Source organism: Raoultella sp. T31 (assembly GCF_002806725.1).
Taxonomy (GTDB): Bacteria; Pseudomonadota; Gammaproteobacteria; order Enterobacterales; family Enterobacteriaceae; genus Klebsiella; species Klebsiella electrica.
This window is the reverse complement of the sequence record NZ_PIBO01000038.1, coordinates 16,125-42,374: the sequence shown is the minus strand read 5'-3', so window position 1 is coordinate 42,374 and position 26,250 is coordinate 16,125. Positions and strand designations below refer to the sequence as shown.

Below are 26,250 nucleotides of genomic sequence, written 5' to 3'. Positions count from 1 at the left end.
CATGAGCAACAGGAGTTAGTATGGAGTTCGATTGGGGATACTTTTTCTCATTATTTAGCGTTGGGGCATTCTGGCAGGCGTGTGTCACCGTCATTGTCGTCAGCTCATTGTCCTGGTTTATTGGCCTGGTGTTAGGATTTTTGTTAGCCTGCGCGAAACTCTCCGGCCCGCGCTGGTTAAAGGTTCCCGTCGAACTCTATATTTGGTTTTTCCGCAGCGTGCCGTTAATGGTGCTGCTGGTCTTTGTCTATAACCTGCCGCAGCTCTTCCCGGCCACGCAGCCGCTGCTCGGTATTCCGTTTATTGCCGGATTAGTGTCGATGACCGTGACCGAAGCCGCCTATATGGCGGAAATCCATCGCGGCGGATTAATGTCGGTAGCGAAAGGACAAAGCGAAGCCGGCCACGCATTAAGTTTCAGCTTTATTGGCATTCAGCGCTTAATTATTATTCCGCAGGCGTTTCGTATTTCGTTACCTACGCTGATTAATGAATACATCACGATTATTAAGCTCAGCTCAATATTATCGGTTATTTCACTTCCGGAGCTGCTGCTCACCGGCCAGCGCCAGTATGCGCAAAATTTCCTCGTCATGGAGACGCTGCTGGCGGTCGCGGTCTACTACGTCATGGTGGTGACGGTCTTCACCTGGCTGTTCCGGGCGCTGGAGAATATGCTGGATATTCAGCAAAAGCGCCCGCAGACCTTCAACGACGCCGAGTGTGAAGCCCTGCGTCAGTCGCTGAAGGCACCGCAGCCTACGGCAAAAGCCGAACCCACCAGCGGCAGCCCGCCGGCGCTCGATCTGCGCGCCATCGAGAAATCCTGGGGCCAGCATCAGGTACTGAAAGGTATCGACCTGAAAGTCGAAAACGGTCAGGTCATCAGCATTATCGGGCCGTCGGGGTCCGGTAAAACCACCCTTATCCGCACCATTAACGCGCTGGAAAGCATTGATGCCGGGGAGATCGTGCTCTATGGCGAAGATTACCTTAAGGGCGCGGCGATCGTGGATAAACCGCAGATGCGCGCCGGCGTGCGGCGTATCGGAATGGTTTTCCAGAGTTTCAATCTGTTCCCTCACCGCACGGTGCTCGATAACGTCATGCTCGCCCCGCAGTATCACAAGCTGGTTGAGCCGCAGGCGGCCAGAGAGCAGGCCCTCTATCTACTGGATCGCGTCGGCCTGCTGGCCCATGCCGAAAAATACCCCTGGCAGCTTTCCGGCGGCCAGCAGCAGCGCGTCGCCATCGCCAGGGCGCTGGCGTTAAAACCGGACATCATGTTGTTTGACGAACCCACCTCGGCGCTGGATCCCGAGTTGGTAGGGGAAGTGCTGAAGGTGATTCAGTCTCTTGCCCGCGAAGGGATGACGATGCTGATCGTCACCCATGAGATGGACTTCGCTTTATCCATCTCTGACCGGGTGGTGATGATGGAAAACGGCGTCGTGGCGAGCGATGTGCCTCCGCAGCGCATCCGCAACGGCGCGGCAGACCCGGCGCTGAGCCGCATACGTGAATTTATGGGAGTGCAATAAATGACGACTGAACGTGAACTACGCCAGGATCTGGCTGCCGCCTACCGGCTTGCGGCGCTGTTTGGCTGGGAAGATACGCTGTATACCCACTTTTCCGTGCGCCTGCCGGGCGACGGCGAGCCGCGGTTTCTGATTAACCCGTTCGGCATGATGTTCGATGAGGTGACGGCGAGTAATCTCATCGTCGTCGATATGCAGGGAAAGGTCGTGGAGGGCCACGCTCCGGCCAACTCGGCTGGCTTTACCATCCACAGCGCGGTACATATGGCGCGGGAAGATGCGCATTGCGTCATCCATACCCATACGCTGCCGGGCATGGCGGTCGCCGCCTGTGAACAGGGATTGTTACAGCTTAACCAGATCAGCACCGAGTTTTATCAGCGCGTCGGCTACCACCCGTATGAGGGCGTCGCCTTTGACCTCGACGAGCGCGAGCGAATCCAGCGTTCGCTCGGAAATCATATCGCCATGATTTTGCAAAGCCACGGCCTGCTGTCGGTGGGGCGCACCGTCGCCGATGCGTTTTACATCATGTACTACCTCAACCGCGCCTGCGAAATTCAAATGGCCTGCGCACAGCTCGCTCCGCTCAGCGCCATCCACACCATTCCTGCGCACCTGAGCCAGCACGCCTGCGAACAGCTGATGGGCGTGGAACATGAACGCCAACTGGTCTGGCAGGCGTGGTTGCGCCGCCTGAACCGTCTCGACACTTCTTACAAAGACTAACGCCTATGCCAAACCTGACTATCGTTGTCGATTGCAATGACCAGAACTATGCCCGCGAGATTTGCGAAGCGCTGCAGCTGTTCCCGGACGTAACCGCGGTCCTGCCCGAACATCCGGCGGCACGCAGCGCAGAATATGCCAGCTGCTGGTTTCCCGATGCCAGCCTGCTGACCCGTTCGCCGGCGTTAAAATTAATTCAGGCCGCCTCGGCCGGGGTAGACCATCTCCCCGATAACCTGTTCGCCAGTTCTGTTCCGCTGTGCCGGGTGGTGGATGAGGATTTCCGCCACGGGATGTTCGAGTACGCGCTGTGGGGCGTGCTGTGGTTCCAGCGCAATTTCGATCGCGCGCTGGCGCACCAGCGTGAGCGCGTATGGAAGATTTATCCGCAGCGGGCCGCCGCCGACTTTCGTATTGGCGTGATGGGACTTGGCGAAATCGGCGGCTACATCGCCACCCGCCTCGCCGGGCTGGGGTATCACGTTTCCGGCTGGGCGCGCAGTGAGAAACAGCTCCCCGGCGTCCGGTGCTATCACGGCGATGCGCAGGCCGGTGAATTTTTTGCTGAGCTGGATGCGCTGATCAACGTTCTGCCGCTCACCGAACAGACCCGTGGTATTCTCGCCCAGCCGCTGCTCGACCAGCTTCCCACAGGCGCCGTGTTAATCAACTGCGGACGCGGCGAACATATGGTGAATCACGATATTCTGCAGGCGCTGGATAGCGGTCGACTGGCGGGCGCAGTGCTGGATGTCTTCCCCGTCGAACCCCTGCCGCAGGATGACCCGCTCTGGCAGCATCCGCAGGTGGTCATCACCCCCCATATGGCCTCGATCGCCCCGGCGCAGGTGATTGCCCGCCAGTTGCTGGAGAACATTCACCGCCAGCAACGCGCGCTGCCGCTGCACAATCTGGTGGATAAACAGCGGGGCTATTAACCCCTGCGCTGCCGATTCCCCGCCCGGCATCCGCCATCAGCTGCTACGCTTAATGGTCTGTCTGACAACACATTAAGGCCGGAGTTATGAAAATTGATCTTTCGGGGAAAGTTGCGCTGGTGACCGCATCCACGGCCGGGATTGGCTTTGCTATCGCCAAAGGGCTAGCGGCCAGCGGCGCGGAGGTGGTGGTGAACGGGCGCAGCGAGCGTAGCGTCAACGAGGCTATCGCTCGCCTGCAAAACGAGGTACCCGGTGCCAGGCCGCGAGCTGCCGTTGCCGACCTCAGCGGTGGCGAAGGGGTCGCGCAGCTCCTGCAAGCGGTAAACGGCGTCGATATCCTGGTCAATAACGCCGGGATTTATGGCCCGCTGGATTTCTACGACACCGACGATGGCACCTGGGAAAGTTACTGGCAGACCAACGTCATGTCCGGCGTACGGCTGTCGCGTGCGCTGCTGCCGGCGATGGTGCAAAAAGGCTGGGGCCGGGTGGTGTTCATCTCTTCGGAATCGGCGCGCAACATTCCGGCGGACATGATCCACTATGGCGTGACCAAAACCGCCCAGCTGTCGCTGGCGCGCGGGCTGGCGAAATTTGTAGCCGGTAGCGGCGTGACGGTGAACAGCGTGCTGCCCGGCCCGACGATTTCCGATGGTTTTGCCGAAATGATGAAAGACGAGGTAGCGAAAACCGGTAAACCGCTGGACCAGCTCGCCAAAGAGTTTGTGATGACCCATCGCCCCAGCTCGGTTATTCAGCGGGCGGCATCGGTTGATGAAGTGGCGAATATGGTGGTGTACGTCTGCTCGACCCAGGCCTCCGCCACCTCCGGCGCGGCGCTGCGCGTCGATGGCGGCGTGGTAGATGATATTGTCTGACCGCTTAGCGCCCGCCCGCTGACTCGCGGTCGGGCTTGTTGGCCGGACGTTAACCGATGTCATTGCGCACTGACTGCCAGCATCCATGGCGTTAAGCGCCTTGTGCCGTTGCGCGTGGGCAAACGACCCGCTGTTCCTGGAACCAGCGATTTAGGGCCGAAAACCAAGCGCTGATTTCCGCTCGCCGGCACCTACTCGTGAATCTTCCATTTTTGTTTGAGGATATTTTTATCCTGGCTGTCCAGCCAGTGGTTCACCTTCTCCAGCAGCGGCTGATTATCTTTGTTCATCATATAGACTTTAAAACTGGCGGTGCCCGGGAAGGGTTTATCCGTCGCCACGCAGAAAACGCCGGGTTCTTTGTTCTGGTAATAGACGCCTTCAATCAGGTCGGTAACCATCATATCGGCGGTTTTCTGGCGTAACGCCTCAAGATTATCGACGTTATTTTTGACCCTGATAATCTGCGCATGTTTGAGATGAGCATCGACGTAGCTCTGGTTGGTGCCGCCCGGGTTAACAATCACTTTCACATTGGGGCGGTCGATCTTTTCCAGGCTGCCGAGTGCCGGGGCCGCCATACAGTTCGCCAGGGCTATCTTACCGTTTGCCACCACCGGATGGCTGAGGGCGAAATCTTTTGCCCGCTCCGGGGTTTCCGTGACCCCGCCCATCGCAATATCAAACTTATCGGCCTTCAGATCGCTGGAAAGCGTCGGCCAGCTGGTCAGCACAAAGCTGACTTTTAGCCCCAGCTTCTGCCCCAGATCCTTTGCCATATCCACGTCGTAACCGCGCAGCTCACCCGCTGCGTTGTGGAACGCCAGCGGCGCATAGTCGCCCGGAACGCCCACTTTCAATTCGCCGCTTTGTTGAATCGCCTGCAGATCCCGCGCCTGGCTCGCGCAGGCAAGGCTCGCGAGTACCAGGGCCAGACAGACCTTTAAGTTCATACCCTCATCCTTATTAATACGTGCGTTGTTGAAGAGGTTGCGCGATTTTGCCGCGCGTTATCCCCGGCTCATTTGTTGCACAAATTACGGCGTTGTTAATCGTATGTTTTATTTTTGTGATGCACAACCAGGAAGCGTTGCACTTTCTTTGTGCATATTTTGGCGAAAATATACGCTCATGGTTCGCCTGCCTCGCGCATTTCCCCAGTGATAGCGCAAAAAACGGTTTTCCGGAATAGCTGGCATGCATCGTGCTTTGTTAGTTGAGTAACACAATACGGGTTCATGAGAGATAAATCTCATTGAGAGGCGGGTATGAACGATAACTCCAGGCTGTTTCGCACCATCGAGTCGATATTTAGCCAGCTGACGCCAAGTGAAAAACGCATCGGCAGCTGGCTGCTGAGCCATCGGGAACATATCCCTTATGAAACGGCCGATAGCATCGCGCTGGCAACCGGCACCAGCGGGATCACCGTCGGCCGCTGCCTGCGTAAACTCGGCTATCGCAACCTCGACGATGTCAAAAACGGTCTGAAAGAACATACCCCGGCGCCCTATAAACACTGGGGCGTCATCGACCGCCTCGACTCCTGGGCGCAACAGCAAACCCAGCCCGATCGCGCCAGCCTGTCGCTACAGATGGAGCTGGATGCGATCCGCTATGTCTATCAGCTGGCGCAGGAAGAGACCTTCGCCCGGGTCAGCAGGCGGATCGCCCAGGCCGATGCGGTGATGGTGCTCGGGATCCAGTCCACCCGGGGCCTCGCCAACAGCTTTTTTAGCCATCTCGAATACCTGCGCCCGCGCGTGACCTATGCCGACGGCAGCTCCGGTAGCTGGCTGGAGTCGCTGAACTCCGAATATGAACATCCTTACATCATCCTGACCGATACCCGCGCCTATTCCAGCACCGCGCGCCAGTTCTGTCGGGTTGCCGCCGAGCGGCATATTGCCACCGCGCTGGTCACCGATATCTGGTGTCCGTGGGCCCGCGATTATCCGGTCGATCTGCTGCAGGTCAAAACCGATACCGGCCATTTTTGGGACTCCCTTGCCCCCATCAGCTGTCTTTTCAACCTGCTGCTCTCCGCGGTCGTCGAGCAACTCGGGCCGTCGCTGTCGCGTCGGCTGGCCGAAAACCGGGCGCTGCAGCAGGAATTTGGTCAATTTGAACGTGAATAAGCGCCTGCGCGTCAGGCTTCAGGACAGGAAACAATAAATGAATCAGCAACTCACCCTGGTCGATATCAGCGCGCGCTTTCCGGCTCTGCCTGTCGATCTCAAATATGCCAGCGCCGATAACATTACCGGCCAGCCCATTTATAGCGAAGCCCGCTGCCTGCTGCACCCGGATGCGGCGGCGGCGCTGGAGAAGTCGCTGCGCATCGCGCAGCTGGCGGGTCTGAACCTGCTGGTGTTCGATGCCTATCGTCCGCAGCAGGCGCAGCAGCGCCTGTGGGACGCCTGTCCGAACCAGGACTACGTGGTGCCGATTGCGCTGGGTTCGAACCACAGCCGCGGTACCGCTATTGATGTGACGTTAATCGACGAAAACGGCCAGCCGCTGGATATGGGCACCGCCTTCGATGAGATGGACGATCTCTCTCACCCTTATCACCCGGCGGTTCCCCAGGCCGCCCAGCGTAATCGCCTGCTGTTGAACGCCATTATGTTTGGCGGCGGCTTTAAGGGTATTTCCACGGAATGGTGGCACTTCGAATTACCGGATGCGGCCGGTTATCCGCTCCTTGATGATGTTTTCACCTGCCTGTCCCCCGCTCACCCTGACGGAGTCATGCCATGAATATGAGTCGCACTTCTCTCACCGGTTTTCGCCCGCTGCTGCTGGCCGTTGCGCTGGCGGCGGCTATCGCCCCGGCTTATGCTGCCGTGCCCAAAGATATGCTGGTCATCGGTAAAGCCGCCGATCCGCAGACGCTCGACCCGGCCGTCACCATTGATAATAACGACTGGACGGTCACCTACCCGGCCTATCAGCGGCTGGTCAAATACAAAACCCAGGACGGGAAAGGCTCAACGGATGTCGAGGGCGACCTGGCCGAAAGCTGGCAGGTCTCTGATGACGGCAAAACCTGGACCTTTTCGCTGCGCAAAAACATGCTGTTTGACGACGGTACGCCGGTCACCGCCGAAGCGGTAAAGCTCTCTTTCGAACGCCTGATGCGCATTAAGCAGGGGCCTTCCGAAGCCTTCCCGAGCGGGCTGAAAATTGAGGCCGTGGATCCCGCCACGGTGCGCTTCACCCTGCCGGACTCATTCGCCCCGTTCCTCCACACCCTGGCCAATGACGGCGCGTCGATTATCAACCCGGCGGTCCTGAAGGCCAACGCCGGCGATGATGCCCGCGCCTGGCTGGCGGAACACACCGCCGGCTCGGGAGCCTATATGCTGCAGCGCTGGCAGAAAGGCCAGCAGCTGGTGCTGGTACCCAACCCGCACTTCAGCGGCGCGAAGCCGGCCTTTAAGCGGGTGACGGTGAAGATTATTGGCGAAAGCGCCGCTCGCCGTCTGCAGCTGACCAAGGGCGATGTGGATATTGCCGATGCGCTGCCGGTCGACCAGTTTGCGGCCCTGAAGAAACAGGATAACGTGGCGGTGTATGACTATCCGGCGTTGCGCGTGACCTACCTGTATCTCAATAACAGCAAGGCGCCGATGAATCAGGTCGATTTACGTCGCGCCGTCTCCTGGGCCACCGATTATCAAGGGATGGTCAGCGGCATTCTCGGCGGCAACGGCAAACAGATGCGCGGCCCGATTCCCGACGGCATGTGGGGCTTTGACCCGAGCGCAATGCAGTATTCCCTTGATCTGGATAAAGCCAAAGCCGCGCTGGCGAAAGTCAGCGATAAGCCGAAAACCCTGTCGTTCCTCTACTCGGATAACGACCCGAACTGGGAGCCGATCGCGCTCTCCACCCAGGCGAATCTGCAAACCCTCGGCATCCAGGTGAAGCTGGAAAAACTGGCCAACGCCACCATGCGCGAGCGCGTTGGCAAAGGGGATTACGATATCGCCATCGGCAACTGGAGCCCGGATTTCGCCGACCCCTATATGTTCATGAACTACTGGTTCGAGTCGGATAAGAAAGGGTTGCCGGGCAACCGTTCGTTCTATGCCAATCCGCAGGTTGACGCGCTGCTCAAACAGGCGGTCGCCACTACCGACCAGACAGAACGCACCCGGGATTATCAGGCGGCGCAGAAAACCGTTATCGATGAGGCCGCCTACGTCTATCTGTTCCAGAAAAACTACCAGGTGGCGATGAACAAAGAGGTCAAGGGCTTCGTCTTCAACCCGATGCTTGAGCAGATTTTCAATATTGCCGATATGCATAAGTAGCGCATCTTAACCTTGTCATGCCGGGCCGTCGCGGGCCCGGCAGAGGGCGTCATCATGAGTTTCTGGGGTTTAATTCGACAACGCAGTTGGGGGCTGGTCCTCGTCGTCGCCGGCGTCTGCGTGATCACCTTTATTATTTCGCACCTCATTCCCGGCGATCCGGCGCGCCTGCTGGCAGGCGATCGCGCGAGCGACGAAATCGTCCGCCATATCCGCCAGCAGCTGGGGCTGGATTTACCGTTATGGCAGCAGTTTTTTCATTATGTCAACGCCCTGCTGCACGGCGATCTCGGGACCTCTATCCGCACCGGTCGCCCGGTACTGGAAGATTTAAAGACCTTTTTCCCGGCGACCCTCGAACTGGCAATCTGCGCCCTGTTTATCGCGCTGGTGGTCGGCATTCCGCTGGGAGTGCTCTCGGCGGTGTATCGCAACCGCTGGACCGATCACCTGGTTCGCCTGATGGCGCTGACCGGAATCTCTACCCCGGCGTTCTGGCTGGGGCTGGGAGTGATTGTCCTGTTTTACGGCAAGCTGGACTGGCTGCCCGGCAGCGGACGTCTTGACGACTGGTTTGATCCGCCGACCCGCGTGACCGGTTTCTATCTGATCGACGCGCTGCTGGAGGGCAACATCGACGTGTTCTTTAACGCGTTGCAGCATCTGATTCTGCCGGCGAGCACCCTGGCCTTCGTCCATCTGGGGATTGTCGCCCGGCAAATTCGCTCCGCGATGCTGGAGCAGCTGAGTGAAGATTACATCCGCACCGCGCTGGCCAGCGGCCTGACGAAATGGACCATCGTGATGCGCTATGCGCTGCCTAACGCGCTGATTCCGTCGGTCACGGTGCTGGGGCTGGCGCTGGGCGATCTGCTGTACGGCGCGGTGCTGACCGAAACCGTCTTTGCCTGGCCCGGAATGGGCGCCTACGTCGTCTCTTCTATTCAGGCGCTCGATTTCCCCGCGGTGATGGGCTTCGCCGTGGTGGTGTCCTTTGCTTACGTGCTGGTCAACCTGCTCGTCGACCTGCTCTATTTATGGATAGACCCGCGCATGGGTCGGGGAGAAAACTAAGTGATGATGACCCAGGAACGCCCCGGCGCGATCGAAAAAACCCGCCGCAACACCGTGTGGAAGCGCCGTCTGTGGCTGGTGCGCAAAAGCCCGCTGACGCTGATCGGCGGTGCCATTATGCTGATCATGCTGTTTCTGATGATCTTCTCGCCGTGGCTGGTACCGCACGATCCCAACGCTATCGATCTCACCGCCCGCCTGCAGGCACCGTCGCTGTCCCACTGGTTCGGTACCGACGAGGTCGGTCGCGATCTGTTCAGTCGGGTGCTGATCGGCAGCCGGCAATCGATCGCCGCCGGTCTGGCGGTGGTGCTGATCGCCGGGATCAGCGGTTCGCTGCTGGGCTGCCTTTCCGGCGTGCTCGGCGGGCGCAGCGATGCGCTGATCATGCGGCTGATGGATATCATGCTGTCGATCCCTTCGCTGGTGCTGACGATGGCGCTGGCCGCCGCGTTAGGCCCGAGCTTATTCAACGCCATGCTGGCGATCGCTATTGTGCGCATTCCGTTTTATGTCCGCCTGGCGCGGGGACAGACGCTGGTAGTGCGCCAGCACAGCTTCGTCGAAGCTTCGCTGACCTTCGGCGCCTCCCGCTGGCACCTGATCAGCTGGCATATTTTACGCAACGCCCTGCCGCCGCTGGTGGTGCAGGCATCGCTGGATATCGGCAGCGCCATTCTGATGGCGGCGACGCTAGGGTTTATCGGCCTCGGCGCGCAGCAGCCCACCGCCGAGTGGGGCGCGATGGTGGCGAACGGCCGCAACTACGTTCTCGATCAGTGGTGGTACTGTGCCTTTCCGGGGGCGGCGATCCTGATCACCGCCGTCGGTTTTAATCTGTTTGGCGATGGGATCCAGGATTTACTGGATCCGAAGTCCGGAGGACGCAACGCATGAGTAACCGGGTTCTGACAATCGACAATGTCCGTTTGAGCTTCCCGGTCTACCAGGGGGAAGTACATGTACTGAACGCGGTCTCTCTGCATATCGACCGCGGCGAAATTGTGGGCGTGGTGGGCGAGTCGGGGTCCGGCAAATCCGTCACCGCCATGCTGGCGATGCGTCTGCTGCCGCCGGGAAGCTATCAGATTCACAGCGGCCAGGTGACGCTGATGGGTCACGATATTCTCAAAGCATCGGAAAAAGAGATGCGCGACATCCGCGGTCGGCGGGTGGCGATGATTTTTCAGGAGCCGATGACCGCGCTGAATCCAACGCGGCGGATCGGCAAGCAGATGGTCGACGTGATTCGTCAGCATCGCCCCCTCTCCGCCCGCGAAGCGCGCGCCAGGGCGGTGGCGCTGCTGGCGGATATGCAGATAGCCGATCCGCAGCGGGTGATGGAACGCTACCCTTTCGAACTGTCCGGCGGGATGCGCCAGCGGGTGATGATCGCCATCGCCTTTTCCTGCGAGCCCGACCTGCTGATTGCCGATGAACCGACCACCGCGCTGGACGTGACCGTTCAGCGCCAGGTACTGCGCCTGCTAAAACAGAAAGCGCTGGCGACAGGCACCGCGGTACTGTTTATCAGCCACGATATGGCGGTGGTTTCACAGGTCTGCGATCGGCTGTACGTCATGTATGCCGGCGCGGTGATTGAAAGCGGATTCACTCAGCAGGTGCTGCACCATCCTCTGCATCCCTACTCCGTTGGCCTGCTCGACAGCGCCCCGGATAACGGCGAGCCGCGATCGCTGCTGCGCTCGATTCCCGGCACGGTGCCGAATCTGGCGCGATTACCGGGCGGCTGCGCCTTTCGCGAACGCTGCTTTGCCGCTGGCGAGGGCTGCGGCATCACCCCGGTGCTCCGCCCGATAGAACAGACCGGGCAGCAGGCGGCCTGCTGGTACCCGCAACGGGAGAAAACGCATGTCTGAGATGCTGCTGAAACTGCACGATGTTCATCTTAACTTCCCGGCGCGCAAGAACTGGCGCGGCAAGGTCGTCGAACGCGTCTATGCGCTGAACGGTCTGGATATGGCGGCCTGGCGCGGCGAAACGCTGGGCATCGTCGGCGAATCTGGCTGCGGAAAAAGCACCCTCGCTAAGCTGCTGATGGGCATGCTTAAACCCTCTCACGGCCAGTTTGAACGCGCGACGGCATCCGGCGGCGGGCGTATGCAGATGGTGTTTCAGGATCCGCTCTCCTCGCTGGATCCGCGGCTCCCGGTGTGGCGCACCATCACCGAGCCGGTGTGGATCCAGTCGCGCCCCAGTGAACAGGCCCGGCGCCTTCTGGCGGAGCAGCTGGCGTTGCAGGTCGGTATCCGCCCGGAGTATCTCGACCGCTTACCGCACGAGTTTTCCGGCGGCCAGCGCCAGCGCATCGCCATTGCCCGCGCGCTGTCGGCAAAGCCGGATATTATCGTGCTGGATGAGCCGACCTCGGCGCTGGATATTTCGGTACAGGCGCAGATCCTCAATCTGCTGGTCGAGCTGCAAAAGCAGCAGAACCTGACCTATATCCTGATTTCGCATAACGTTTCCGTAGTACGCCACATGAGCGATCGCATCGCCGTGATGTATCTCGGGCAAATCGTCGAGACGGGCGAGGCGCGTCAGGTCCTCGATAACCCGGCCCATCCCTATACCCGGCTTTTGATGGACTCGGTGCCGCGTATCGGCTCGGCGCTGGGCGAAGCGCCGCGCAACACGGAATTACCCGGCAACCGCCATCTGCCCGAGGGCTGTTACTTCCGCGATCGCTGCCCGTTCGCCGGTGCGGGTTGTGAGAAACCGCAGCCGCTACGCCCGCTCGGCAACGGGAGCGTCACCCGCTGCTGGCAGGCAGAAGCGCTGGCCGGTCAGCCGCTTACCGCCGGGGAGGCCCGCTAGTTGTATTCGAGCGCGAAGGTCGCCAGAGCGTTAGCCCGCCCGGGCGTCACGGTATCTCCCGTTTGCACGTATCGGGCGGTGAAGTTGATGCTTTCGGCCGCGGCGGCGCTACTGGCGGTAATGTGTTTCAGCACCGGCAGATGACTGGAGACATTCATTTTCACATCGCTTCCGGCGGACGGCGCCGGGGCGAAACAGAGGCGGCGTGACAATAAAAGACACCTTACCTTCACACCTCTTTTAGTAAAGCTGGTTCTCTTCAACCTCATCCTTTTCCTGATACTTCACGCATTTTCTTATCATTTCTTCATTTATAGCGACGGTATTCACCCAGTAACCCCGTGCTTAAAAGTGATGTCCCCACAACCTGTTCCTCCGCAGTTAGGGAAATTGACTGAACACGTTTTGCCCTTCAACTCCCCTGGCACAGTCGAAATAGAAAGACGTGGCGGGACTTTTACCAGTAAATAAACATGAGCAATCTGGACATTCCGCTCGACCACTTCTCTCCCGAGCTGTTCACTTGATCCTTATTTGCCCGTAAACCTCTTTGCCTGCATTGTTCCTGAGGATGCGAAATCGGTACCTGGGTGTCCATACGATATGATATGGGCAATACCAGAGCACATGAGATGCTTTCTGGAATCGACTCAGGGTTAAATCTTTATCAGTTATGGGATAACAGATTCGGATTTTCCCATGCTTAGCATTATTGGCAGAGCCATCTTATTGCTGCTCACCTCCCCAGGAGATGGTGTCCATGCAGGGATAAAAAAACCCGCGACCTTATGCCTGGGTCGCGGGTTTTGTCAGACGGACAGGGGCGGATAATGGCGCGCCCGGTTAAAACAGTCCTAACGGCGCGGTACCGTAGCTCACCAGCAGGTTTTTCGTCTGTTGATAAGCATCAAGGGCCATTTTATGGGTTTCGCGGCCGACGCCTGACTGTTTATAGCCGCCGAAGGCAGCATGTGCCGGGTAGATGTGATAGCAGTTGGTCCACACGCGACCGGCTTTAATTCCGCGCCCCATTCGGTACGCCAGATTGCTGTCGCGGGTCCAGACGCCGGCGCCGAGCCCAAACTGGGTCTGGTTGGCTATTTCCAGCGCTTCCGCCTCATCTTTAAAGGTGGTGACGCCGATGACCGGGCCAAAAATCTCTTCCTGGAAGCTGCGCATATCATTGCGCCCCTTAATCAGGGTCGGCTGAATGTAGTAACCATTATCCAGTTCGGCCGCGATACTGGCGCGCTCTCCGCCGGTCAAGATCTGCCCCCCCTCTTCGCGGGCAATCTTAATGTACGACAGGATCTTATCAAACTGCTGGCGTGACGCCTGCGCTCCGATCATGGTGTCGGTGTCAAAGGGATCGCCGCGGCGAATCTGGGCGACCTTCGCCATGACCCGTTCCATAAACGGCTCGTAGATGGATTCATGAATCAGAGCGCGCGATGGGCAGGTACACACCTCACCCTGGTTGAAGAAGCCCAGCACCAGCCCCTCGACCGCCTTCTCGATAAACTCCTCTTCTCCGTCCATCACATCGGCAAAATAGATATTTGGCGACTTGCCACCCAGCTCAACGGTGGCGGGGATAATGTTCTCCGCCGCGCAGGCCAGAATATGCCGCCCGACGGGCGTTGAACCGGTAAAGGCGATTTTGGCGATACGCTTGCTGGTTGCCAGCGCTTCACCGGCCTCTTTCCCGAAGCCCTGCACCACGTTCAGGACGCCCGGCGGGAAGAGGTCACCAATAATTTCCAGCAGCAGCGTGATGCTCAGCGGCGTCTGCTCCGCTGGCTTGAGCACCACGCAGTTCCCCGCCGCCAGCGCCGGCGCCAGCTTCCACGCCGCCATCAGCAGCGGAAAGTTCCACGGGATAATTTGCCCGACCACGCCCAGCGGTTCATGGAAGTGATAGGCCACGGTGGTTTCATCAATCTCCGCCGTGCTCCCCTCCTGCGCCCGCAGGCAGCCGGCAAAATAGCGGAAGTGATCGGCCGCCAGCGGCAGATCGGCATTCAGCGTTTCGCGTACCGGTTTACCGTTGTCCCAGCTTTCAGCCACCGCCAGATATTCCAGGTTCTCCTGAATCCGGTCGGCGACCTGGAGCAGCAGGTTGGAACGCTGCTGGACCGATGTTTTCCCCCAGGCTTCGGCGGCGCGGTGCGCGGCATCAAGAGCAAAGTCGATATCTTTGGCATCGGAGCGGGGAAATTGTGCAATGTCGCTCCCGTCCACAGGGGAGGTATTCATAAAGTATTCGCCGCCGATCGGTTTGACAAATTGGCCGTCAATATAGTTACCGTATGCGGACTTGAATGAAACTAAGGCGCCCGGGGTGCCAGGATGTGCATAACGCATTGCAATCTCCTTCTGTAGGGTTGAGGCGCAGCGGCGTATTGGTTTTTTGCTGTTGCCTGCTGCACACAGAGGCTTATGCAGAGGTTATGCCAGATTTTTTGCAGGAATAAATAAACAACTAATTCAATAGGTTAATATATAAACCTGTCTCACAGGGGGCGCTAATTTTGCTTATGTGTCGCAAATCGCAACACATAAGAAACTATAAAGCTACAATGTTGCAACATCATCCATCCGACCACGAGGTGCTCCGTGCAAGGCAATTCGTTTACCCTCGATCCCGAGGTAAAAACCAGCCCGTTGCTCATCGATTCCTGGTTTCGTAGCCAGCAGTACGGCCTGGATCCCGCGACGGATGATTTCCCGCGCCTGGGTTCCGGTGAACTGGCGGATGCGCTGGCCTGCCATACCCGGTTACAGCAGCTGACCCAGCCGGTGGTGAATACCCTGTCGCGCAAAGTGAGCGATCTCCAGTCAGTGGTTATCCTCTCTGATGCCAGCGGTCTGGTGCTGCAAACCTTCGGCAACATGCACGCGATGCAGAAAGCGCAAAGCTTCGCGCTGGCTCCCGGAAACCTGTGGAGCGAGAGCGGGCGCGGCACCAACGCCATCGGTACCGCGCTGGCCATTGACGACAGCTGCGAAATCGACGGCCGCCAGCACTTCCTCACCCGCAATCAGGATCTCTATTGCGCCGCGATGCCGGTTCAGAGCCCGGACGGAAAAATTGTCGGCGTGCTGGATATTTCCGGCCCGGCCCACTTCCCCCATCCCCACACCCTGGCGTGGGTCAAAGAGGCCGCGAAGCAGATTGAATATCTGTGGGTAAAACAGAGTCTCCATCCGCAGCAGTGGCTGATGAGCCTGCACCTTCACCCCCATAAACTCGACAGCGTTGAAGAGCTGCTTTTGGTCTTTTCCGATAACGTGCTGACCGCCGGAAACCGCCTGGCGATGCGCGATCTGGGTCTGGATAGCGGACAACTTGGCCACATCACCTTTCAGCAGCTGTTTCCTCAACTGACGCAAACGGCGGTCAATGTTCCGCTGCCGCTCTCCCTCCAGCAGCAAACCTATTACTACCGTTTACGCGCGCCGACCCGTACCCACGTTACGGTACCGGCTCCGACGCCGCCGGCTATCGAGCTGCCTTTCGCCAGCCAGCGCGAGGGGGAAAAGATGGTACGTCTGCTGAATGCCGGCATTGCCCTGTGTATCGAGGGCGAAACCGGATGCGGCAAAGAGTTTGTCAGCCGCACGCTGCACCGGCACAGCCGCTGGCGTCACGGTAAATTCGTGGCTATCAACTGCGCGGCGATCCCTGAATCGCTGATTGAATCGGAGCTGTTTGGCTACCAGCCTGGCGCCTTTACCGGCGCCAGTAAAAATGGCTATATCGGTAAAATTCGCGAGGCGGACGGCGGCGTGCTGTTTCTCGATGAAATTGGCGATATGCCGATGCTGCTTCAGACCCGGCTGCTGCGGGTGCTACAGGAAAAAGAGGTTACGCCGCTCGGCGCCAGCCAGAGCGCCCCGGTGAGCTTTGCGCTGATTTGCGCCACCCACCGTAACCTGACGCAGCATGTTGCCGACGGTACGTTTCGCGAGGACCTGCTCTATCGCCTGCGCGAATTCGCTCTCACTATTCCACCGCTGCGGGAGTGGCCCCGGCTACCGGCGTTTCTTCAGCAGCTATGGCACACCCTCGGCGCCGGAGCGCGACGCGTACAGCTCTCGCCCGCGCTCCTGGCGCACCTCTGTGCCCTTCCGTGGCCGGGCAACGTGCGCCAGCTACAAAGCCTGATGAAGGTGCTGCTGGCGCTGGCTGACGAAGGAGAGCAACTGGAAGTGGCGGATTTACCGGCGGAGTATCAGTCGGCCCCGGCTCCGACACCGGCGCGTGGGTTGCAGCAGCACGATGCGCAGCTGATTGCCGATACGCTGTCGACGTATAACGGTAACGTCAGTAAAGCGGCACAGGCTCTGGGAGTCGCGCGCAGCACGCTCTACCGGCGCGCCGCGCGGACAAGAAACTAAACCTTAGCTACGGCGTAAAACGGGCCGGCAGCCAGCAAAACATGCGCTGGCTGATGGCTTCGCACATCCGCACCATTGCCGGCCCACAGACCTGCCAGACCCCTTTGTTCACCCAGGCGGCCGCGGCCGCGACCGCCGCCGCCCCCACCATATCCAGCGGGAAATGGACCCCGAGGAAAATGCGTGACCAGGCCACCGGCAGCGATGCGAGCAGGACAAACAGCCCCAGGCCGCGCAGGCGCAGCGTAAGCAGCGCAAACGCCGCGCTGAACATCACCAGGCCGTGATCGCTCGGGAAGCCGTTATCCGCCGGATGGCTGATCCAGGTATGGCCCAGCGGCATCATAAATGGCCGCGGATGGAACCACAGCAAGCCGCAGAGATAGCCCAGCGCAAGCGCTATCAGAATATTCAGCGTACAAAACAGCGCCTGCCTGTGCCCCTCGCGGCCGCCTAAAAACCACAGAGCGAGCAAAATAACCGGCACGATAAAGATCGTTCCGCTGGCGCAGAAGCGGGCCAACGCCAGGAGGATATCCGGCGTCCCCGGCTGAGCATTCAGCGCCAGAAAAGCGCTTTGGTTAACCGTTTCGAGTACGTTCATTGCGAGGGCCCATGCCAGTCATATTACTGTCATTATCGCGATGTTCTCTTAAGTTACGCTTAACCCCGCGCCGAAAAGAGAACTTGCTTGATTGACGAGCCCCGGTCAGGCGCATCCGGTGCGGCGAGCAGCGCATCGATAGTGGCCCGAATTTTCTGCGCGACCGGCAACGGCATTTTCTGCGCTGGCGTCGCGCCGCTTTTTATTTTAGACTTATCTAAATTTAGAAAAGACTAAAATATATGAATACACCAGAACAACTGCAGTCCAGCGCCGGGGAAGCCGCCGCCCTGTTGAAAGCCATGAGTAATCCGCACCGGCTGATGATTCTGTGCATGCTGTGCGAGACGCCGCGCACCAGCGCAGGCGAACTGGCGCGGATCACCGGCCTGAGTCCTTCTGCCACCTCGCAGCATCTGGCGCGTATGCGCGAGGAGGGCCTGATTGGCTGCGAGCGCGAGGCGCAACGCATCCACTACTTCATCGCCCACCCAGCGGTTCAGCAAATCATCGCCACGCTGAAGACCATTTATTGCCCATAAGGAGCCGTCATGACTATCGCCACCCTTTCTCCTGAAGAGGCCCGGGCGCAAATCGCGCAAGGGGCCAGATTAATCGATATTCGCGATGCCGATGAATACGCCCGCGAGCACATCCCCGATGCCGAACTGGTGCCGCTGGCCGCCCTGAATAACGGCGCGACGCTGCACGCAGCGGCGGATCAAACGGTGATTTTTCATTGTCAGGCCGGATCGCGTACGCAAAATAATGCCATTCGTCTGCTGGCGGCGGCGGCTCCGGCACAGGTCAAACTGCTGGCCGGCGGTATTCAGGCCTGGAAAGCGGCGGGGCTACCCGTCAAAGAGGATAAAACGCAGCCGCTGCCGTTAATGCGTCAGGTACAAATCGCCGCGGGCATACTCATTTTGTCAGGCGTGGCGCTGGGCTATGGCGTCAGTAGCGGCTTTTTCCTGCTCAGCGCTTTCGTCGGCGCCGGCTTAACTTTCGCCGGTATCACCGGTTTTTGTGGGATGGCGCGCCTGTTGGCCGTCATGCCGTGGAACCGACGCTGACGCCTGCGACATCAGGCCCGTTGTATGCTGATGTTCAGCTACGCTAAAGTGAAGGCGAACAGCGGCATTTATCCATGCCAGAGGAGAAAAACGATGTATTCAGTAGGCGATCTGGTTCAGCCCCGCATGGGCGGACCAAAACTCAAGATTGTGGCCGTCGGTGAAGATCATATTGTCGCCGTGCAGGCCAGTAATGAACAGGGTGAGAAATATACGCTGAAGCCCGCCGACGTCACACCTTATAAAGAAGAAGGTGATTTTGGCGTTTGCTAATACCTACGGTGGGATTCCCCACCGTTATTTTTTCGCTATCCGGCAGTCGCCTGAACGCCTGCCGGATCTCATTTTCGCTAACGTTTAAATCAGAAAACTTTCCAGCGTCGCGCCAGCTTTAATCGCACGGGCGATCGGCTTCGGCATACGCCCCTGGCCGGTCCAGGTTTTCTGCGCGCCGGAAAAATCGCTAAACCGGTATTTTGCCGGCCGCGGCTGGCGTTTTTTCACCGCCTTCGACGGCCCCGCATTCTGCGTGACCAGTTCATCAGGCGTAATGCCGTCGGCAATCATCAATTCCAGCCAGGTATTAATTTTTTCCTGGTATTCTGCTTGCTGTTGCAGGGTAGAGTGCTGCTCTGAGCGTTTTTCTTCAGTGACGACCCTGAGTTTTTCCAGCATTTCTTCAAGTACGTCAATGGAGAATTCACGCGACATTGCCCGCAGTGAGCGGATATTATTCAATTTTTGTAACATTAAAGACATAAATTATTAAACGATCCTGAATTATATATAAGACAATACTAGCGGGGTACTTTAATATATTAAGCCATTTATTACCACCCTTTAATGCTGCCTGATAAATATATTCAGACCACGACGTTAATATTTTATTTAAAATAGCCCGACAGTCATTCAGTTCGGGACGGAAATTAATTCACGGCTATTTTGAATAAGATAAAAAAACCGCAAAATTATCGTCAGTCTGTATATTACCTGTATGGTCAACAGGTTAGCGGGATACGTCCGGCGGATGGACGAGAGCACAACCGGCCACCAGTGAATGAACATGCATGAAAACAGAATATACACCAACAAAGAAAAACAGGATCTAATGCTAATTAAATCGCCGTTATGGCATAAATTATTCTAAAAGTGACCTTCATCACATTAAAACGTGATTTCAGGCGGCAGTCGACACAATCGCGGCTCCGCGCGCTCGTGACGCCTCGTTCACGGAAAAACATAACATATTGATAAATAATAAAAAGATAAAGCATCAGGACAAAAGTAGCGCAGCGAAGAAAAAACCGCCTTTCGCAGAGTATTTTATCGACAAAAAGCCATTAAATAAAAATTTACAGCTAGTTGTCTCTTTCGATGCAGAGAGATAATCTACGCACATCAAAACAGGCAACCCAAAACGCTGTTAAAGAGCGCATCTTTTGGCGTATCAGACTTCATTTTCGAGGAGCACACCGATGTTCTCTGCGCAGTCCCGCTTGCGTCATGCGGTAGCAGACACCTTTGCGATGGTGGTTTACTGCACCGTTGTGAACATGTTGATCGAAATTTTTCTCTCCGGAATGACCTTTGAGCAGTCGTTATCTTCACGCCTGGTGGCGATTCCGGTGAACATTATTATTGCCGTGCCGTACGGGTTTTACCGCGACCGCGCCATGCGTCTGGCGCATCGCGTCAGCCCTTCTGCCTGGATGAAGAGTATTGCCGACGTTGTGGCTTATGTGACATTTCAGTCGCCGGTCTATGTCGCTATCTTATTTTCCGTCGGTGCGGACTGGCACCAGATTGCCGCGGCGGTGAGTTCAAATATTGCGATATCAATGCTGATGGGGGCGGTTTACGGCTACTTCCTCGATTACTGCCGACGCTTGTTCCGCGTCAGCGCTTACCAGCAGGCTAAAGCCTGAGTCCCGACGCAATCTGCGACTGACCGCTGTCAGTCGCCTGCTCGTCTATATTCCCCGCTTTACATTCAGGCGCTGGCCATCACACGGTTAGTTATGGGACAGACTCGGCTGCGCTTCGCCATATAGTCCCTGCAGAAAACGCTCAAGCGCCATGCGTGAACTGAAGCCGTGTGGAATACCATAATGCTGCTGTACATCTCCGGCTAAATACAGCGGAAACTGTTCGTAATGATCGCAGGTTTTGATATCCGAGGCGGGTTCCGCCAGCGAATTACTGCGCTCTTTTAACGCCGGATGAATAATTAAAGCGGTCCGCCCCATGCGCGCTTCGCGGTTCACATAAACATAATTATCGCCACGGCGATAGCCGTACGCTTTTTGCGTCACAACATCCATGGTGAAGCCGGCTTTTTCAAGAACACGCGCCACCTCATCGGGTCTTAAATACATACTCATTCCTCTTTATCTTTTACCGCTCATTTACCTTACCTTATTCATCATTGATAGTGCTTTCGGAAAATTCCAGAAACGGCACGACAAAAGCATAATTCAAAATCTTGTTCTACACTTAATGACTCAACGGAATTAAGGGAGAAATCGATGGCTAACCGTCTGAACCGCAACAATGTCGATGAAAGCGCTGAAGATATTCATAACGATGTCAGCCAATTAGCGGATACGCTCGAAGAGGTGCTGAAATCATGGGGCAGCGATGCGAAAGATGAAGCTGACGCCGCACGGAAAAAAGCCCAGGCGCTGCTAAAGGAGACGCGTGCCCGTCTGAACGGCAATAACCGGGTGCAGCAGGCCGCTCGCGATGCCGCAGGCTGCGCCGATAGCTATGTGCGGGATAAACCGTGGCAGAGCGTCGGTACCGCTGCCGCAGTAGGACTATTTATTGGCGTATTATTGAATTTACGTCGATAATATAGACGATAAATGAAGATAACAAATACGCGTCTGCCCCTGTGAGCCTCTGGCCCGGGGGCTTTTTATTGCCTCAGCGCATGGAGAGGTAAATCGCTGTTTTAGAAGGATGGCCTGAATCCGCGCTTTCTCAGTCGGCGACTTTATTGGTCAGCAGAAAACAGCGCAACGTTCAGCTTCCCCACCACCTCCGTCGCCATCGCTGGCGATGTCAGATTGGTAAAACTCACCAGCAATCCCCCTTCGCCACGGCTTTGCATCCGCCAGTCGCTCAGCGCCTGTACCGACAGTCCGGCCTGCCGGGCTTTCTGAGCCAGCGCCCGATCGTCACCGTTTACCGCGATCACCAGCTGAATCCCTCCCAGTTGAGGGACAACGCGAAACCCCTGCGCCAACAGCGCAGACTCCAGCCACTGTCGGCGCTGCGCATAGCAGGTGCGCATTTTCTTCAGATGACGCCAGAAATGGCCTTCGTGGATAAAGTCAGCCAGCGTCTGCTGCCACAGCGTCGGTACGCTACAGCTCATCCATTCGGCCTGCTGGCGAAAGGCGGCGACCTGCGGCAACGGCACCACCAGCCAGGCGGCGCGTAATGCCGGAAAAAGCGATTTACTGAAGGTGCCGGCGTAAATCACCCGCTGCGGGGCATCAAGGCTTTTCAGCGGCGGCAACGGCTTGCCCCGGTAGCGAAACTCACTATCGTAATCATCTTCAATAATCCAGGCGTCGCGGCGGGCAGCCCATGCCAGCAGTTGCCTGCGTCGGGCCAGCGACAGCGCCACGCCCAGCGGACTCTGGTGCGCGGGAGTGAGGAGCGCAAAATGCGCATCGGGGTAATGGCGCTGCGCCCACGCCACATCCATCCCCTCGTCATCGACGGGAACCGGATCGATAACCCCGCCTTCCTGGGTTATCACCGGCCGAATCAGCGGGAAACCCGGATCCTCCATCCACATATGCTGACCTGGCCGCGCCAGAGTGCGGAGCAGCAGCCTCATTGAGGCGGCATAGTTGCCGGTCACCAGCACCTGTTCGGGCAGGCACTCAATACTGCGGGAAAGCCGCAGATAATCGACAATGGCCCGACGCAGGATCATCTCGCCGCACGGATCGCCGGGCGCCAGATCAAAACGCGTTTGCGTTCGCAGTCGCCGCCCCATCACCCGCGCCCACAGGCCGCGGGGAAAAAGATCCAGCGCCGGTAGCCCCAGTTGAAACGGCTGCGGCGCCGTCGGTTCGATGCCCGCCGGGAGACGCGCCGGTTCCTCCCGTAGCGGACTCAGGCGCTCGCTGACAAAGGTGCCCGCCTGCCCTCGTCGCTCCAGCCAGCCCTGGGCCACCAGCTCGCCCCAGGCATTCTCCACGGTTGCGCGGGAGACGCCCAGCTCCTGCGCATACACCCGGCTGGCGGGCAGGCGGCTGCCTGGCGCGAGTTCGCCGTGTTCAATCGCAGATTTGAGCTGTCTGGCAATACGCTGATAGTGCGGGACTTTTTTGAGTTCCATTATGGTCTGCTTTTTTCATCAAAATATGGCTATCTTTTGCAGTCCATTATAGTGCTATTTTGCTGCGGTCTTAGAACCCATTCCCCGCAATTTATCATTGAGGAAAACATGATGAGCACACTCCGTCAGCCCTATAACGAACTGAGCCCGGAAGTCTATCACGCGCTGGTACAGGCCAGTATTGCGCTGGAGAAAAGCGAACTGGACGGTGCCCTGCTGGAGCTGGTTTACCTGCGGGTATCACAGATTAATGGCTGCGCCTTCTGCCTGGAAATGCACAGTCAAGCGCTGCGTAAATCGGGCATGGCGCAGACTAAACTGGATGCGCTGGCAGGCTGGCGGGTAAGCGGGCATTTCAGCGCCGCAGAGCAGGCGGCGCTGGCGTGGGCGGAATCGGTGACGCATATTGCCAGCACCCATGCAGAAGATGACGTTTACCTGCCGCTGCTGGAGCATTTCAGCGCGCGTCAGATCAGCGACCTGACCTTCGCCATCAGCCTGATGAACGCGTTTAACCGCCTCGCGGTCAGCATGCGCCTGTAATTTCAGGCATACCCGTCCTGCCCTCACGGCAGTGTTCCGTGAGGGTTTCACTTATCTAAAAACGCTATATATTGCGTGGTTGAACTTTTAGATAACTACATCTAGTATTTCCTGAACAGTTAACCGATAGCGGCCGTCGCACTTTTTTGCGCCGTCCCGCCATCTTAAATGGAAATACGAATCATGCGCATTACTATTTACACTAAAAATGACTGCATCCAGTGCCATGCCACTAAGCGGGCCATGGAAAGCCGCGGGTTTGCCTTCGAGATGGTGAATGTCGAGCATCATCCGGACGCCGCTGACATGCTGCGCGAGCAGGGCTTTCGTCAGCTGCCGGTCGTGATAGCCGGTGAAACCCGCTGGTCCGGTTTTCGCCCGGATATGATTAATCGCCTGCGTCCCGAACCGGTAGCCAACGCATGAGCCTTCTCGTCTACTTCTCCAGCAGTTCCGAAAATACGCATCGGTTCGTCCAGCGTCTGGGGCTGCCCGCGGTGCGCATTCCGCTTAACGAGCGGGAACGCATCCAGGTAGACGCCCCCTACATTCTCATTGTCCCCAGCTACGGCGGCGGCGGTACGGCTGGCGCGGTGCCGCGACAGGCGATCCGCTTTTTAAACGACCCGCATAACCGTCAACTGATACGCGGCGTGATTGCCGCCGGTAATCGTAACTTCGGCGACGCCTATGGCCGGGCCGGCGACATCATCGCGCAAAAATGCGGCGTACCGTATCTGTATCGCTTTGAGCTGATGGGCACCCCTACCGATGTCGATAATGTGCGTAAAGGAGTAAGCGAATTTTGGCAACGACAACCGCAGAACGTCTGACCACCGGGGCGGCGGATTTCCACGCCCTCAATGCGATGCTGAATTTGTATGACAGCAATGGCCGTATTCCGTTTGAAAAAGACCACCAGGCGGTAGACGCCTTTATGGCGACGCACGTGCTGACCCATACCGTCTCTTTCACATCGCAGAATGAAAAACTGGAATGGCTGATCGCCGAAGGCTATTACGATGCCAGCGTGCTGGCACGCTACGATCGCCGTTTTGTGCTGGCGCTGTTTGACCACGCGCAGGGCTACCCGTTCCGCTTCCGGACCTTTCTCGGTGCCTGGAAATTCTATACCAGCTATACGCTGAAGACCTTTGACGGCAAACGCTACCTTGAACATTTTGCCGATCGCACCTGCATGGTCGCCCTCACCCTCGCGCAGGGTGATGAAGCGCTGGCCCGGCAGTTGACCGATGAGATCCTCAGCGGGCGCTTTCAGCCGGCGACGCCCACCTTCCTCAACGCCGGTAAACAGCAGCGGGGCGAGCTGGTTTCCTGTTTCCTGTTGCGCATTGAAGACAATATGGAGTCGATTGGCCGGGCGGTGAACTCGGCGCTGCAACTGTCAAAACGCGGCGGCGGCGTGGCGTTTTTATTGTCCAATTTGCGCGAGTTCGGGGCACCGATTAAGCGCATTGAAAATCAATCTTCCGGCGTGGTGCCGGTGATGAAAATGCTCGAGGACGCCTTCTCCTACGCCAACCAACTCGGCGCGCGCCAGGGAGCGGGAGCGGTCTACCTGCACGCCCATCACCCGGATATTTTGCGTTTCCTCGATACCAAACGGGAAAACGCCGACGAGAAGATCCGCATCAAAACCCTGTCGCTCGGGGTCGTCATCGCGGACATTACCTTCCAGCTGGCGAAAGACGACGCGCAGATGGCGCTGTTCTCGCCCTATGACGTCGAGCGTCTGTACGGTAAACCGTTTGGCGATGTCGCCATCAGCGAGATGTACGCGCAGTTGGTCGCCGACGAGCGGGTCCGCAAACGCTGGATCCGCGCCCGCGATCTGTTCCAGCGGCTGGCGGAAATTCAGTTCGAGTCCGGTTATCCCTACATCATGTTTGAAGATACCGTTAACCGCGCCAACCCGATTGCCGGGCGCATTAACATGAGTAACCTGTGTTCGGAAATTTTGCAGGTCAACACCCCGTCGACCTTTGATGAAAATCTGGATTATGCCAGCGTGGGCCAGGATATCTCCTGCAATCTGGGGTCGCTGAACATTGCGCATACTATGGATTCGCCGGATTTTGCCCGCACGATTGCCGTCGCAGTGCGCGGCCTGACGGCGGTGTCCGACATGAGCGATATACGCTCGGTGCCATCGGTGGCGGCGGGCAATGCCGCCTCCCATGCCATCGGTCTGGGCCAGATGAACCTGCATGGCTATCTGGCCCGGGAAGGCATCGCCTACGGCAGCCCGGAAGGGCTGGACTTTACCAACATCTATTTTTATACCGTCACCTGGCACGCGCTGCACACGTCGATGCAGATAGCCCGCGAGCGCGGTGAGCATTTTGCCGGATTTGAACAATCGCGCTATGCCAGCGGCGAATACTTCGAACGCTATCTGCAGGGCGACTGGCAGCCGAAAACGGCAGCTGTGCGTGCGCTATTCGCCCGCGCAGGGATCCGCCTGCCCGACCGCGAGATGTGGCTGAAGCTCCGCGATGACGTGATGCGCTACGGCATCTATAACCGTAATTTGCAGGCTATCCCGCCCACCGGTTCTATCTCCTACATCAACCATGCGACTTCGAGTATCCACCCGATTGTCTCGAAGATAGAGATCCGCAAGGAGGGGAAAACCGGGCGGGTTTACTATCCCGCGCCATTTATGACCAATGACAACCTGGCGCTGTATCAGGATGCCTGGGAAATCGGCCCACAAAAGATTATCGACACCTACGCCGAAGCCACGCGGCACGTCGATCAGGGGCTGTCGCTGACGCTCTTTTTCCCTGATACCGCCACCACCCGCGATATCAATAAGGCGCAGATCTACGCGTGGAAAAAGGGCATCAAAACACTGTATTACATCCGCCTGCGCCAGCTGGCGCTGGAAGGGACCGAAATCGAAGGCTGCGTATCCTGCGCGCTGTAAGG

General features: G+C 57.9%; 28 protein-coding genes and 1 pseudogene. 21 read left to right on the top strand and 8 right to left on the bottom strand.

All coding sequences use genetic code 11. From position 1 onward, the window contains the following. Positions 1–20 precede the first annotated feature (20 nt). The 4 genes from CWM52_RS20885 to CWM52_RS20870 all read left to right on the top strand — a co-directional run bounded on the left by CWM52_RS20885 (position 21) and on the right by CWM52_RS20870 (position 4,089). Positions 21–1,541 carry an amino acid ABC transporter permease/ATP-binding protein gene (locus CWM52_RS20885; RefSeq protein WP_100685842.1) on the top strand — a complete coding sequence of 507 codons (1,521 nt, stop codon included), beginning with the start codon at positions 21–23 and terminating at the stop codon, positions 1,539–1,541. Next, complete coding sequence (locus tag CWM52_RS20880; protein WP_100685841.1) at positions 1,542–2,270, top strand: class II aldolase/adducin family protein; 729 nt, start codon at positions 1,542–1,544, stop codon at positions 2,268–2,270. A gap of 5 nt (positions 2,271–2,275) precedes the next feature. Then, entirely contained in the window at positions 2,276–3,208 is a 933-nt protein-coding gene (locus tag CWM52_RS20875) for a 2-hydroxyacid dehydrogenase (protein WP_100685840.1), read from the top strand. An 86-nt stretch (positions 3,209–3,294) separates the two neighbouring features. Continuing rightward, entirely contained in the window at positions 3,295–4,089 is a 795-nt protein-coding gene (locus CWM52_RS20870; RefSeq protein WP_100685839.1) for an SDR family NAD(P)-dependent oxidoreductase, read from the top strand. 191 nt (positions 4,090–4,280) lie between these two features. On the opposite strand, the gene CWM52_RS20865 is transcribed toward CWM52_RS20870, so the two are convergent. Next, on the bottom strand, positions 4,281–5,042 hold the full coding sequence (locus CWM52_RS20865; RefSeq protein ID WP_100685838.1) for a transporter substrate-binding domain-containing protein: 762 nt from the start codon (positions 5,040–5,042) through the stop codon (positions 4,281–4,283). Positions 5,043–5,357: 315 nt separating this feature from the next. On the opposite strand from CWM52_RS20865, the gene CWM52_RS20860 reads away from it, so the two are divergent. From CWM52_RS20860 to CWM52_RS20830, 7 genes are read left to right on the top strand one after another with little or no spacing between them, the layout of a single operon-like run. Next, entirely contained in the window at positions 5,358–6,227 is an 870-nt protein-coding gene (locus CWM52_RS20860; RefSeq protein ID WP_100685837.1) for a MurR/RpiR family transcriptional regulator, read from the top strand. A gap of 37 nt (positions 6,228–6,264) precedes the next feature. After that, positions 6,265–6,849 (top strand): D-alanyl-D-alanine dipeptidase, encoded by a 585-nt coding sequence (gene ddpX, locus CWM52_RS20855; protein WP_100685836.1) that lies wholly within the window; start codon positions 6,265–6,267, stop codon positions 6,847–6,849. A gap of 2 nt (positions 6,850–6,851) precedes the next feature. Continuing rightward, positions 6,852–8,408, top strand: coding sequence for an ABC transporter substrate-binding protein (locus CWM52_RS20850; protein ID WP_416308816.1), 1,557 nt, complete (start codon positions 6,852–6,854; stop codon positions 8,406–8,408). A gap of 54 nt (positions 8,409–8,462) precedes the next feature. Next, the gene (locus CWM52_RS20845; RefSeq protein ID WP_100685834.1) at positions 8,463–9,482 is read left to right on the top strand and encodes an ABC transporter permease; all 1,020 of its coding nucleotides are present in this window, start codon (positions 8,463–8,465) and stop codon (positions 9,480–9,482) included. Further along, entirely contained in the window at positions 9,483–10,379 is an 897-nt protein-coding gene (ddpC, locus tag CWM52_RS20840; RefSeq protein ID WP_100685833.1) for a D,D-dipeptide ABC transporter permease, read from the top strand. After that, positions 10,376–11,362: an ABC transporter ATP-binding protein gene (locus tag CWM52_RS20835; protein WP_100685832.1), complete on the top strand. Its 987-nt coding sequence runs from the start codon at positions 10,376–10,378 to the stop codon at positions 11,360–11,362. The genes ddpC and CWM52_RS20835 overlap by 4 nt, the downstream gene beginning before the upstream one ends. Continuing rightward, positions 11,355–12,320, top strand: coding sequence for an ABC transporter ATP-binding protein (locus tag CWM52_RS20830; RefSeq protein WP_100685831.1), 966 nt, complete (start codon positions 11,355–11,357; stop codon positions 12,318–12,320). Before CWM52_RS20835 ends, CWM52_RS20830 begins: the two co-directional genes overlap by 8 nt. On the opposite strand, the gene CWM52_RS20825 is transcribed toward CWM52_RS20830, so the two are convergent. The 3 genes and pseudogenes from CWM52_RS20825 to CWM52_RS20815 all read right to left on the bottom strand — a co-directional run bounded on the left by CWM52_RS20825 (position 12,317) and on the right by CWM52_RS20815 (position 14,684). After that, the gene (locus tag CWM52_RS20825) at positions 12,317–12,478 is read right to left on the bottom strand and encodes a fimbrial protein (protein WP_227521322.1); all 162 of its coding nucleotides are present in this window, start codon (positions 12,476–12,478) and stop codon (positions 12,317–12,319) included. The two genes, CWM52_RS20830 and CWM52_RS20825, sit on opposite strands and share 4 nt — an antisense overlap. Before the next feature lie 82 nt (positions 12,479–12,560). After that, positions 12,561–12,974 (bottom strand): annotated as a pseudogene (tnpA, locus tag CWM52_RS20820) (IS200/IS605 family transposase). A gap of 189 nt (positions 12,975–13,163) precedes the next feature. Continuing rightward, entirely contained in the window at positions 13,164–14,684 is a 1,521-nt protein-coding gene (locus CWM52_RS20815) for an aldehyde dehydrogenase family protein (RefSeq protein ID WP_100685830.1), read from the bottom strand. 252 nt (positions 14,685–14,936) lie between these two features. Here CWM52_RS20815 and CWM52_RS20810 point away from each other — a divergent pair, with 252 nt between their 5' ends. Continuing rightward, on the top strand, positions 14,937–16,721 hold the full coding sequence (locus CWM52_RS20810; protein WP_100685829.1) for a sigma-54-dependent Fis family transcriptional regulator: 1,785 nt from the start codon (positions 14,937–14,939) through the stop codon (positions 16,719–16,721). Between the two features lie 7 nt (positions 16,722–16,728). Here the strand turns inward: CWM52_RS20810 and CWM52_RS20805 are convergent, their stop codons facing one another. Next, on the bottom strand, positions 16,729–17,325 hold the full coding sequence (locus tag CWM52_RS20805; RefSeq protein WP_100685828.1) for an undecaprenyl-diphosphatase: 597 nt from the start codon (positions 17,323–17,325) through the stop codon (positions 16,729–16,731). Positions 17,326–17,567: 242 nt separating this feature from the next. Between CWM52_RS20805 and CWM52_RS20800 the strand changes: the two genes are divergently transcribed. The 3 genes from CWM52_RS20800 (at position 17,568) to CWM52_RS20790 (ending at position 18,671) form a co-directional block, all read left to right on the top strand. Next, positions 17,568–17,867: an ArsR/SmtB family transcription factor gene (locus tag CWM52_RS20800; RefSeq protein ID WP_100685827.1), complete on the top strand. Its 300-nt coding sequence runs from the start codon at positions 17,568–17,570 to the stop codon at positions 17,865–17,867. A gap of 9 nt (positions 17,868–17,876) precedes the next feature. Further along, positions 17,877–18,398: a rhodanese family protein gene (locus tag CWM52_RS20795; protein ID WP_100685826.1), complete on the top strand. Its 522-nt coding sequence runs from the start codon at positions 17,877–17,879 to the stop codon at positions 18,396–18,398. A 93-nt stretch (positions 18,399–18,491) separates the two neighbouring features. Beyond that, the gene (locus tag CWM52_RS20790; RefSeq protein WP_015585895.1) at positions 18,492–18,671 is read left to right on the top strand and encodes a hypothetical protein; all 180 of its coding nucleotides are present in this window, start codon (positions 18,492–18,494) and stop codon (positions 18,669–18,671) included. 84 nt (positions 18,672–18,755) lie between these two features. On the opposite strand, the gene stpA is transcribed toward CWM52_RS20790, so the two are convergent. Beyond that, the gene (stpA, locus tag CWM52_RS20785) at positions 18,756–19,157 is read right to left on the bottom strand and encodes a DNA-binding protein StpA (protein ID WP_100685825.1); all 402 of its coding nucleotides are present in this window, start codon (positions 19,155–19,157) and stop codon (positions 18,756–18,758) included. Between the two features lie 716 nt (positions 19,158–19,873). Here stpA and alaE point away from each other — a divergent pair. Further along, entirely contained in the window at positions 19,874–20,323 is a 450-nt protein-coding gene (alaE, locus tag CWM52_RS20775; RefSeq protein ID WP_100685824.1) for an L-alanine exporter AlaE, read from the top strand. Between the two features lie 87 nt (positions 20,324–20,410). Here the strand turns inward: alaE and CWM52_RS20770 are convergent, their stop codons facing one another. Then, positions 20,411–20,773 carry a DUF2002 family protein gene (locus tag CWM52_RS20770; protein ID WP_100685823.1) on the bottom strand — a complete coding sequence of 121 codons (363 nt, stop codon included), beginning with the start codon at positions 20,771–20,773 and terminating at the stop codon, positions 20,411–20,413. 150 nt (positions 20,774–20,923) lie between these two features. Here CWM52_RS20770 and CWM52_RS20765 point away from each other — a divergent pair, with 150 nt between their 5' ends. Further along, complete coding sequence (locus tag CWM52_RS20765) at positions 20,924–21,250, top strand: DUF883 family protein (RefSeq protein ID WP_100685822.1); 327 nt, start codon at positions 20,924–20,926, stop codon at positions 21,248–21,250. Positions 21,251–21,393: 143 nt separating this feature from the next. Here CWM52_RS20765 and CWM52_RS20760 read toward each other — a convergent pair whose 3' ends face one another. Beyond that, on the bottom strand, positions 21,394–22,755 hold the full coding sequence (locus tag CWM52_RS20760) for a PLP-dependent aminotransferase family protein (RefSeq protein WP_100685821.1): 1,362 nt from the start codon (positions 22,753–22,755) through the stop codon (positions 21,394–21,396). Between the two features lie 111 nt (positions 22,756–22,866). On the opposite strand from CWM52_RS20760, the gene CWM52_RS20755 reads away from it, so the two are divergent. The 4 genes from CWM52_RS20755 to nrdE all read left to right on the top strand — a co-directional run bounded on the left by CWM52_RS20755 (position 22,867) and on the right by nrdE (position 26,248). Further along, on the top strand, positions 22,867–23,298 hold the full coding sequence (locus CWM52_RS20755; RefSeq protein ID WP_100685820.1) for a carboxymuconolactone decarboxylase family protein: 432 nt from the start codon (positions 22,867–22,869) through the stop codon (positions 23,296–23,298). Between the two features lie 183 nt (positions 23,299–23,481). Then, on the top strand, positions 23,482–23,724 hold the full coding sequence (gene nrdH / locus CWM52_RS20750) for a glutaredoxin-like protein NrdH (protein WP_100685819.1): 243 nt from the start codon (positions 23,482–23,484) through the stop codon (positions 23,722–23,724). Beyond that, entirely contained in the window at positions 23,721–24,131 is a 411-nt protein-coding gene (gene nrdI, locus CWM52_RS20745; RefSeq protein ID WP_100685818.1) for a class Ib ribonucleoside-diphosphate reductase assembly flavoprotein NrdI, read from the top strand. Before nrdH ends, nrdI begins: the two co-directional genes overlap by 4 nt. After that, the gene (gene nrdE / locus CWM52_RS20740; RefSeq protein WP_100685817.1) at positions 24,104–26,248 is read left to right on the top strand and encodes a class 1b ribonucleoside-diphosphate reductase subunit alpha; all 2,145 of its coding nucleotides are present in this window, start codon (positions 24,104–24,106) and stop codon (positions 26,246–26,248) included. Before nrdI ends, nrdE begins: the two co-directional genes overlap by 28 nt. Positions 26,249–26,250 lie beyond the last annotated feature (2 nt).

Excerpts from the sequence above, each read along its gene's own strand:
- CWM52_RS20885 (WP_100685842.1), top strand. The coding sequence starts at position 21 with ATGGAGTTCGATTGGGGATACTTTTTCTCATTATTTAGCGTTGGGGCA.
- CWM52_RS20880 (WP_100685841.1), top strand. The coding sequence starts at position 1,542 with ATGACGACTGAACGTGAACTACGCCAGGATCTGGCTGCCGCCTACCGG.
- CWM52_RS20875 (WP_100685840.1), top strand. The coding sequence starts at position 2,276 with ATGCCAAACCTGACTATCGTTGTCGATTGCAATGACCAGAACTATGCC.
- CWM52_RS20870 (WP_100685839.1), top strand. The coding sequence starts at position 3,295 with ATGAAAATTGATCTTTCGGGGAAAGTTGCGCTGGTGACCGCATCCACG.
- CWM52_RS20865 (WP_100685838.1), bottom strand. The coding sequence starts at position 5,042 with ATGAACTTAAAGGTCTGTCTGGCCCTGGTACTCGCGAGCCTTGCCTGC.
- CWM52_RS20860 (WP_100685837.1), top strand. The coding sequence starts at position 5,358 with ATGAACGATAACTCCAGGCTGTTTCGCACCATCGAGTCGATATTTAGC.
- ddpX (WP_100685836.1), top strand. The coding sequence starts at position 6,265 with ATGAATCAGCAACTCACCCTGGTCGATATCAGCGCGCGCTTTCCGGCT.
- CWM52_RS20850 (WP_416308816.1), top strand. The coding sequence starts at position 6,852 with ATGAGTCGCACTTCTCTCACCGGTTTTCGCCCGCTGCTGCTGGCCGTT.
- CWM52_RS20845 (WP_100685834.1), top strand. The coding sequence starts at position 8,463 with ATGAGTTTCTGGGGTTTAATTCGACAACGCAGTTGGGGGCTGGTCCTC.
- CWM52_RS20835 (WP_100685832.1), top strand. The coding sequence starts at position 10,376 with ATGAGTAACCGGGTTCTGACAATCGACAATGTCCGTTTGAGCTTCCCG.
- CWM52_RS20830 (WP_100685831.1), top strand. The coding sequence starts at position 11,355 with ATGTCTGAGATGCTGCTGAAACTGCACGATGTTCATCTTAACTTCCCG.
- CWM52_RS20825 (WP_227521322.1), bottom strand. The coding sequence starts at position 12,478 with ATGAATGTCTCCAGTCATCTGCCGGTGCTGAAACACATTACCGCCAGT.
- CWM52_RS20815 (WP_100685830.1), bottom strand. The coding sequence starts at position 14,684 with ATGCGTTATGCACATCCTGGCACCCCGGGCGCCTTAGTTTCATTCAAG.
- CWM52_RS20805 (WP_100685828.1), bottom strand. The coding sequence starts at position 17,325 with ATGAACGTACTCGAAACGGTTAACCAAAGCGCTTTTCTGGCGCTGAAT.
- CWM52_RS20800 (WP_100685827.1), top strand. The coding sequence starts at position 17,568 with ATGAATACACCAGAACAACTGCAGTCCAGCGCCGGGGAAGCCGCCGCC.
- CWM52_RS20795 (WP_100685826.1), top strand. The coding sequence starts at position 17,877 with ATGACTATCGCCACCCTTTCTCCTGAAGAGGCCCGGGCGCAAATCGCG.
- CWM52_RS20790 (WP_015585895.1), top strand. The coding sequence starts at position 18,492 with ATGTATTCAGTAGGCGATCTGGTTCAGCCCCGCATGGGCGGACCAAAA.
- stpA (WP_100685825.1), bottom strand. The coding sequence starts at position 19,157 with ATGTCTTTAATGTTACAAAAATTGAATAATATCCGCTCACTGCGGGCA.
- alaE (WP_100685824.1), top strand. The coding sequence starts at position 19,874 with ATGTTCTCTGCGCAGTCCCGCTTGCGTCATGCGGTAGCAGACACCTTT.
- CWM52_RS20770 (WP_100685823.1), bottom strand. The coding sequence starts at position 20,773 with ATGTATTTAAGACCCGATGAGGTGGCGCGTGTTCTTGAAAAAGCCGGC.
- CWM52_RS20765 (WP_100685822.1), top strand. The coding sequence starts at position 20,924 with ATGGCTAACCGTCTGAACCGCAACAATGTCGATGAAAGCGCTGAAGAT.
- CWM52_RS20760 (WP_100685821.1), bottom strand. The coding sequence starts at position 22,755 with ATGGAACTCAAAAAAGTCCCGCACTATCAGCGTATTGCCAGACAGCTC.
- CWM52_RS20755 (WP_100685820.1), top strand. The coding sequence starts at position 22,867 with ATGAGCACACTCCGTCAGCCCTATAACGAACTGAGCCCGGAAGTCTAT.
- nrdH (WP_100685819.1), top strand. The coding sequence starts at position 23,482 with ATGCGCATTACTATTTACACTAAAAATGACTGCATCCAGTGCCATGCC.
- nrdI (WP_100685818.1), top strand. The coding sequence starts at position 23,721 with ATGAGCCTTCTCGTCTACTTCTCCAGCAGTTCCGAAAATACGCATCGG.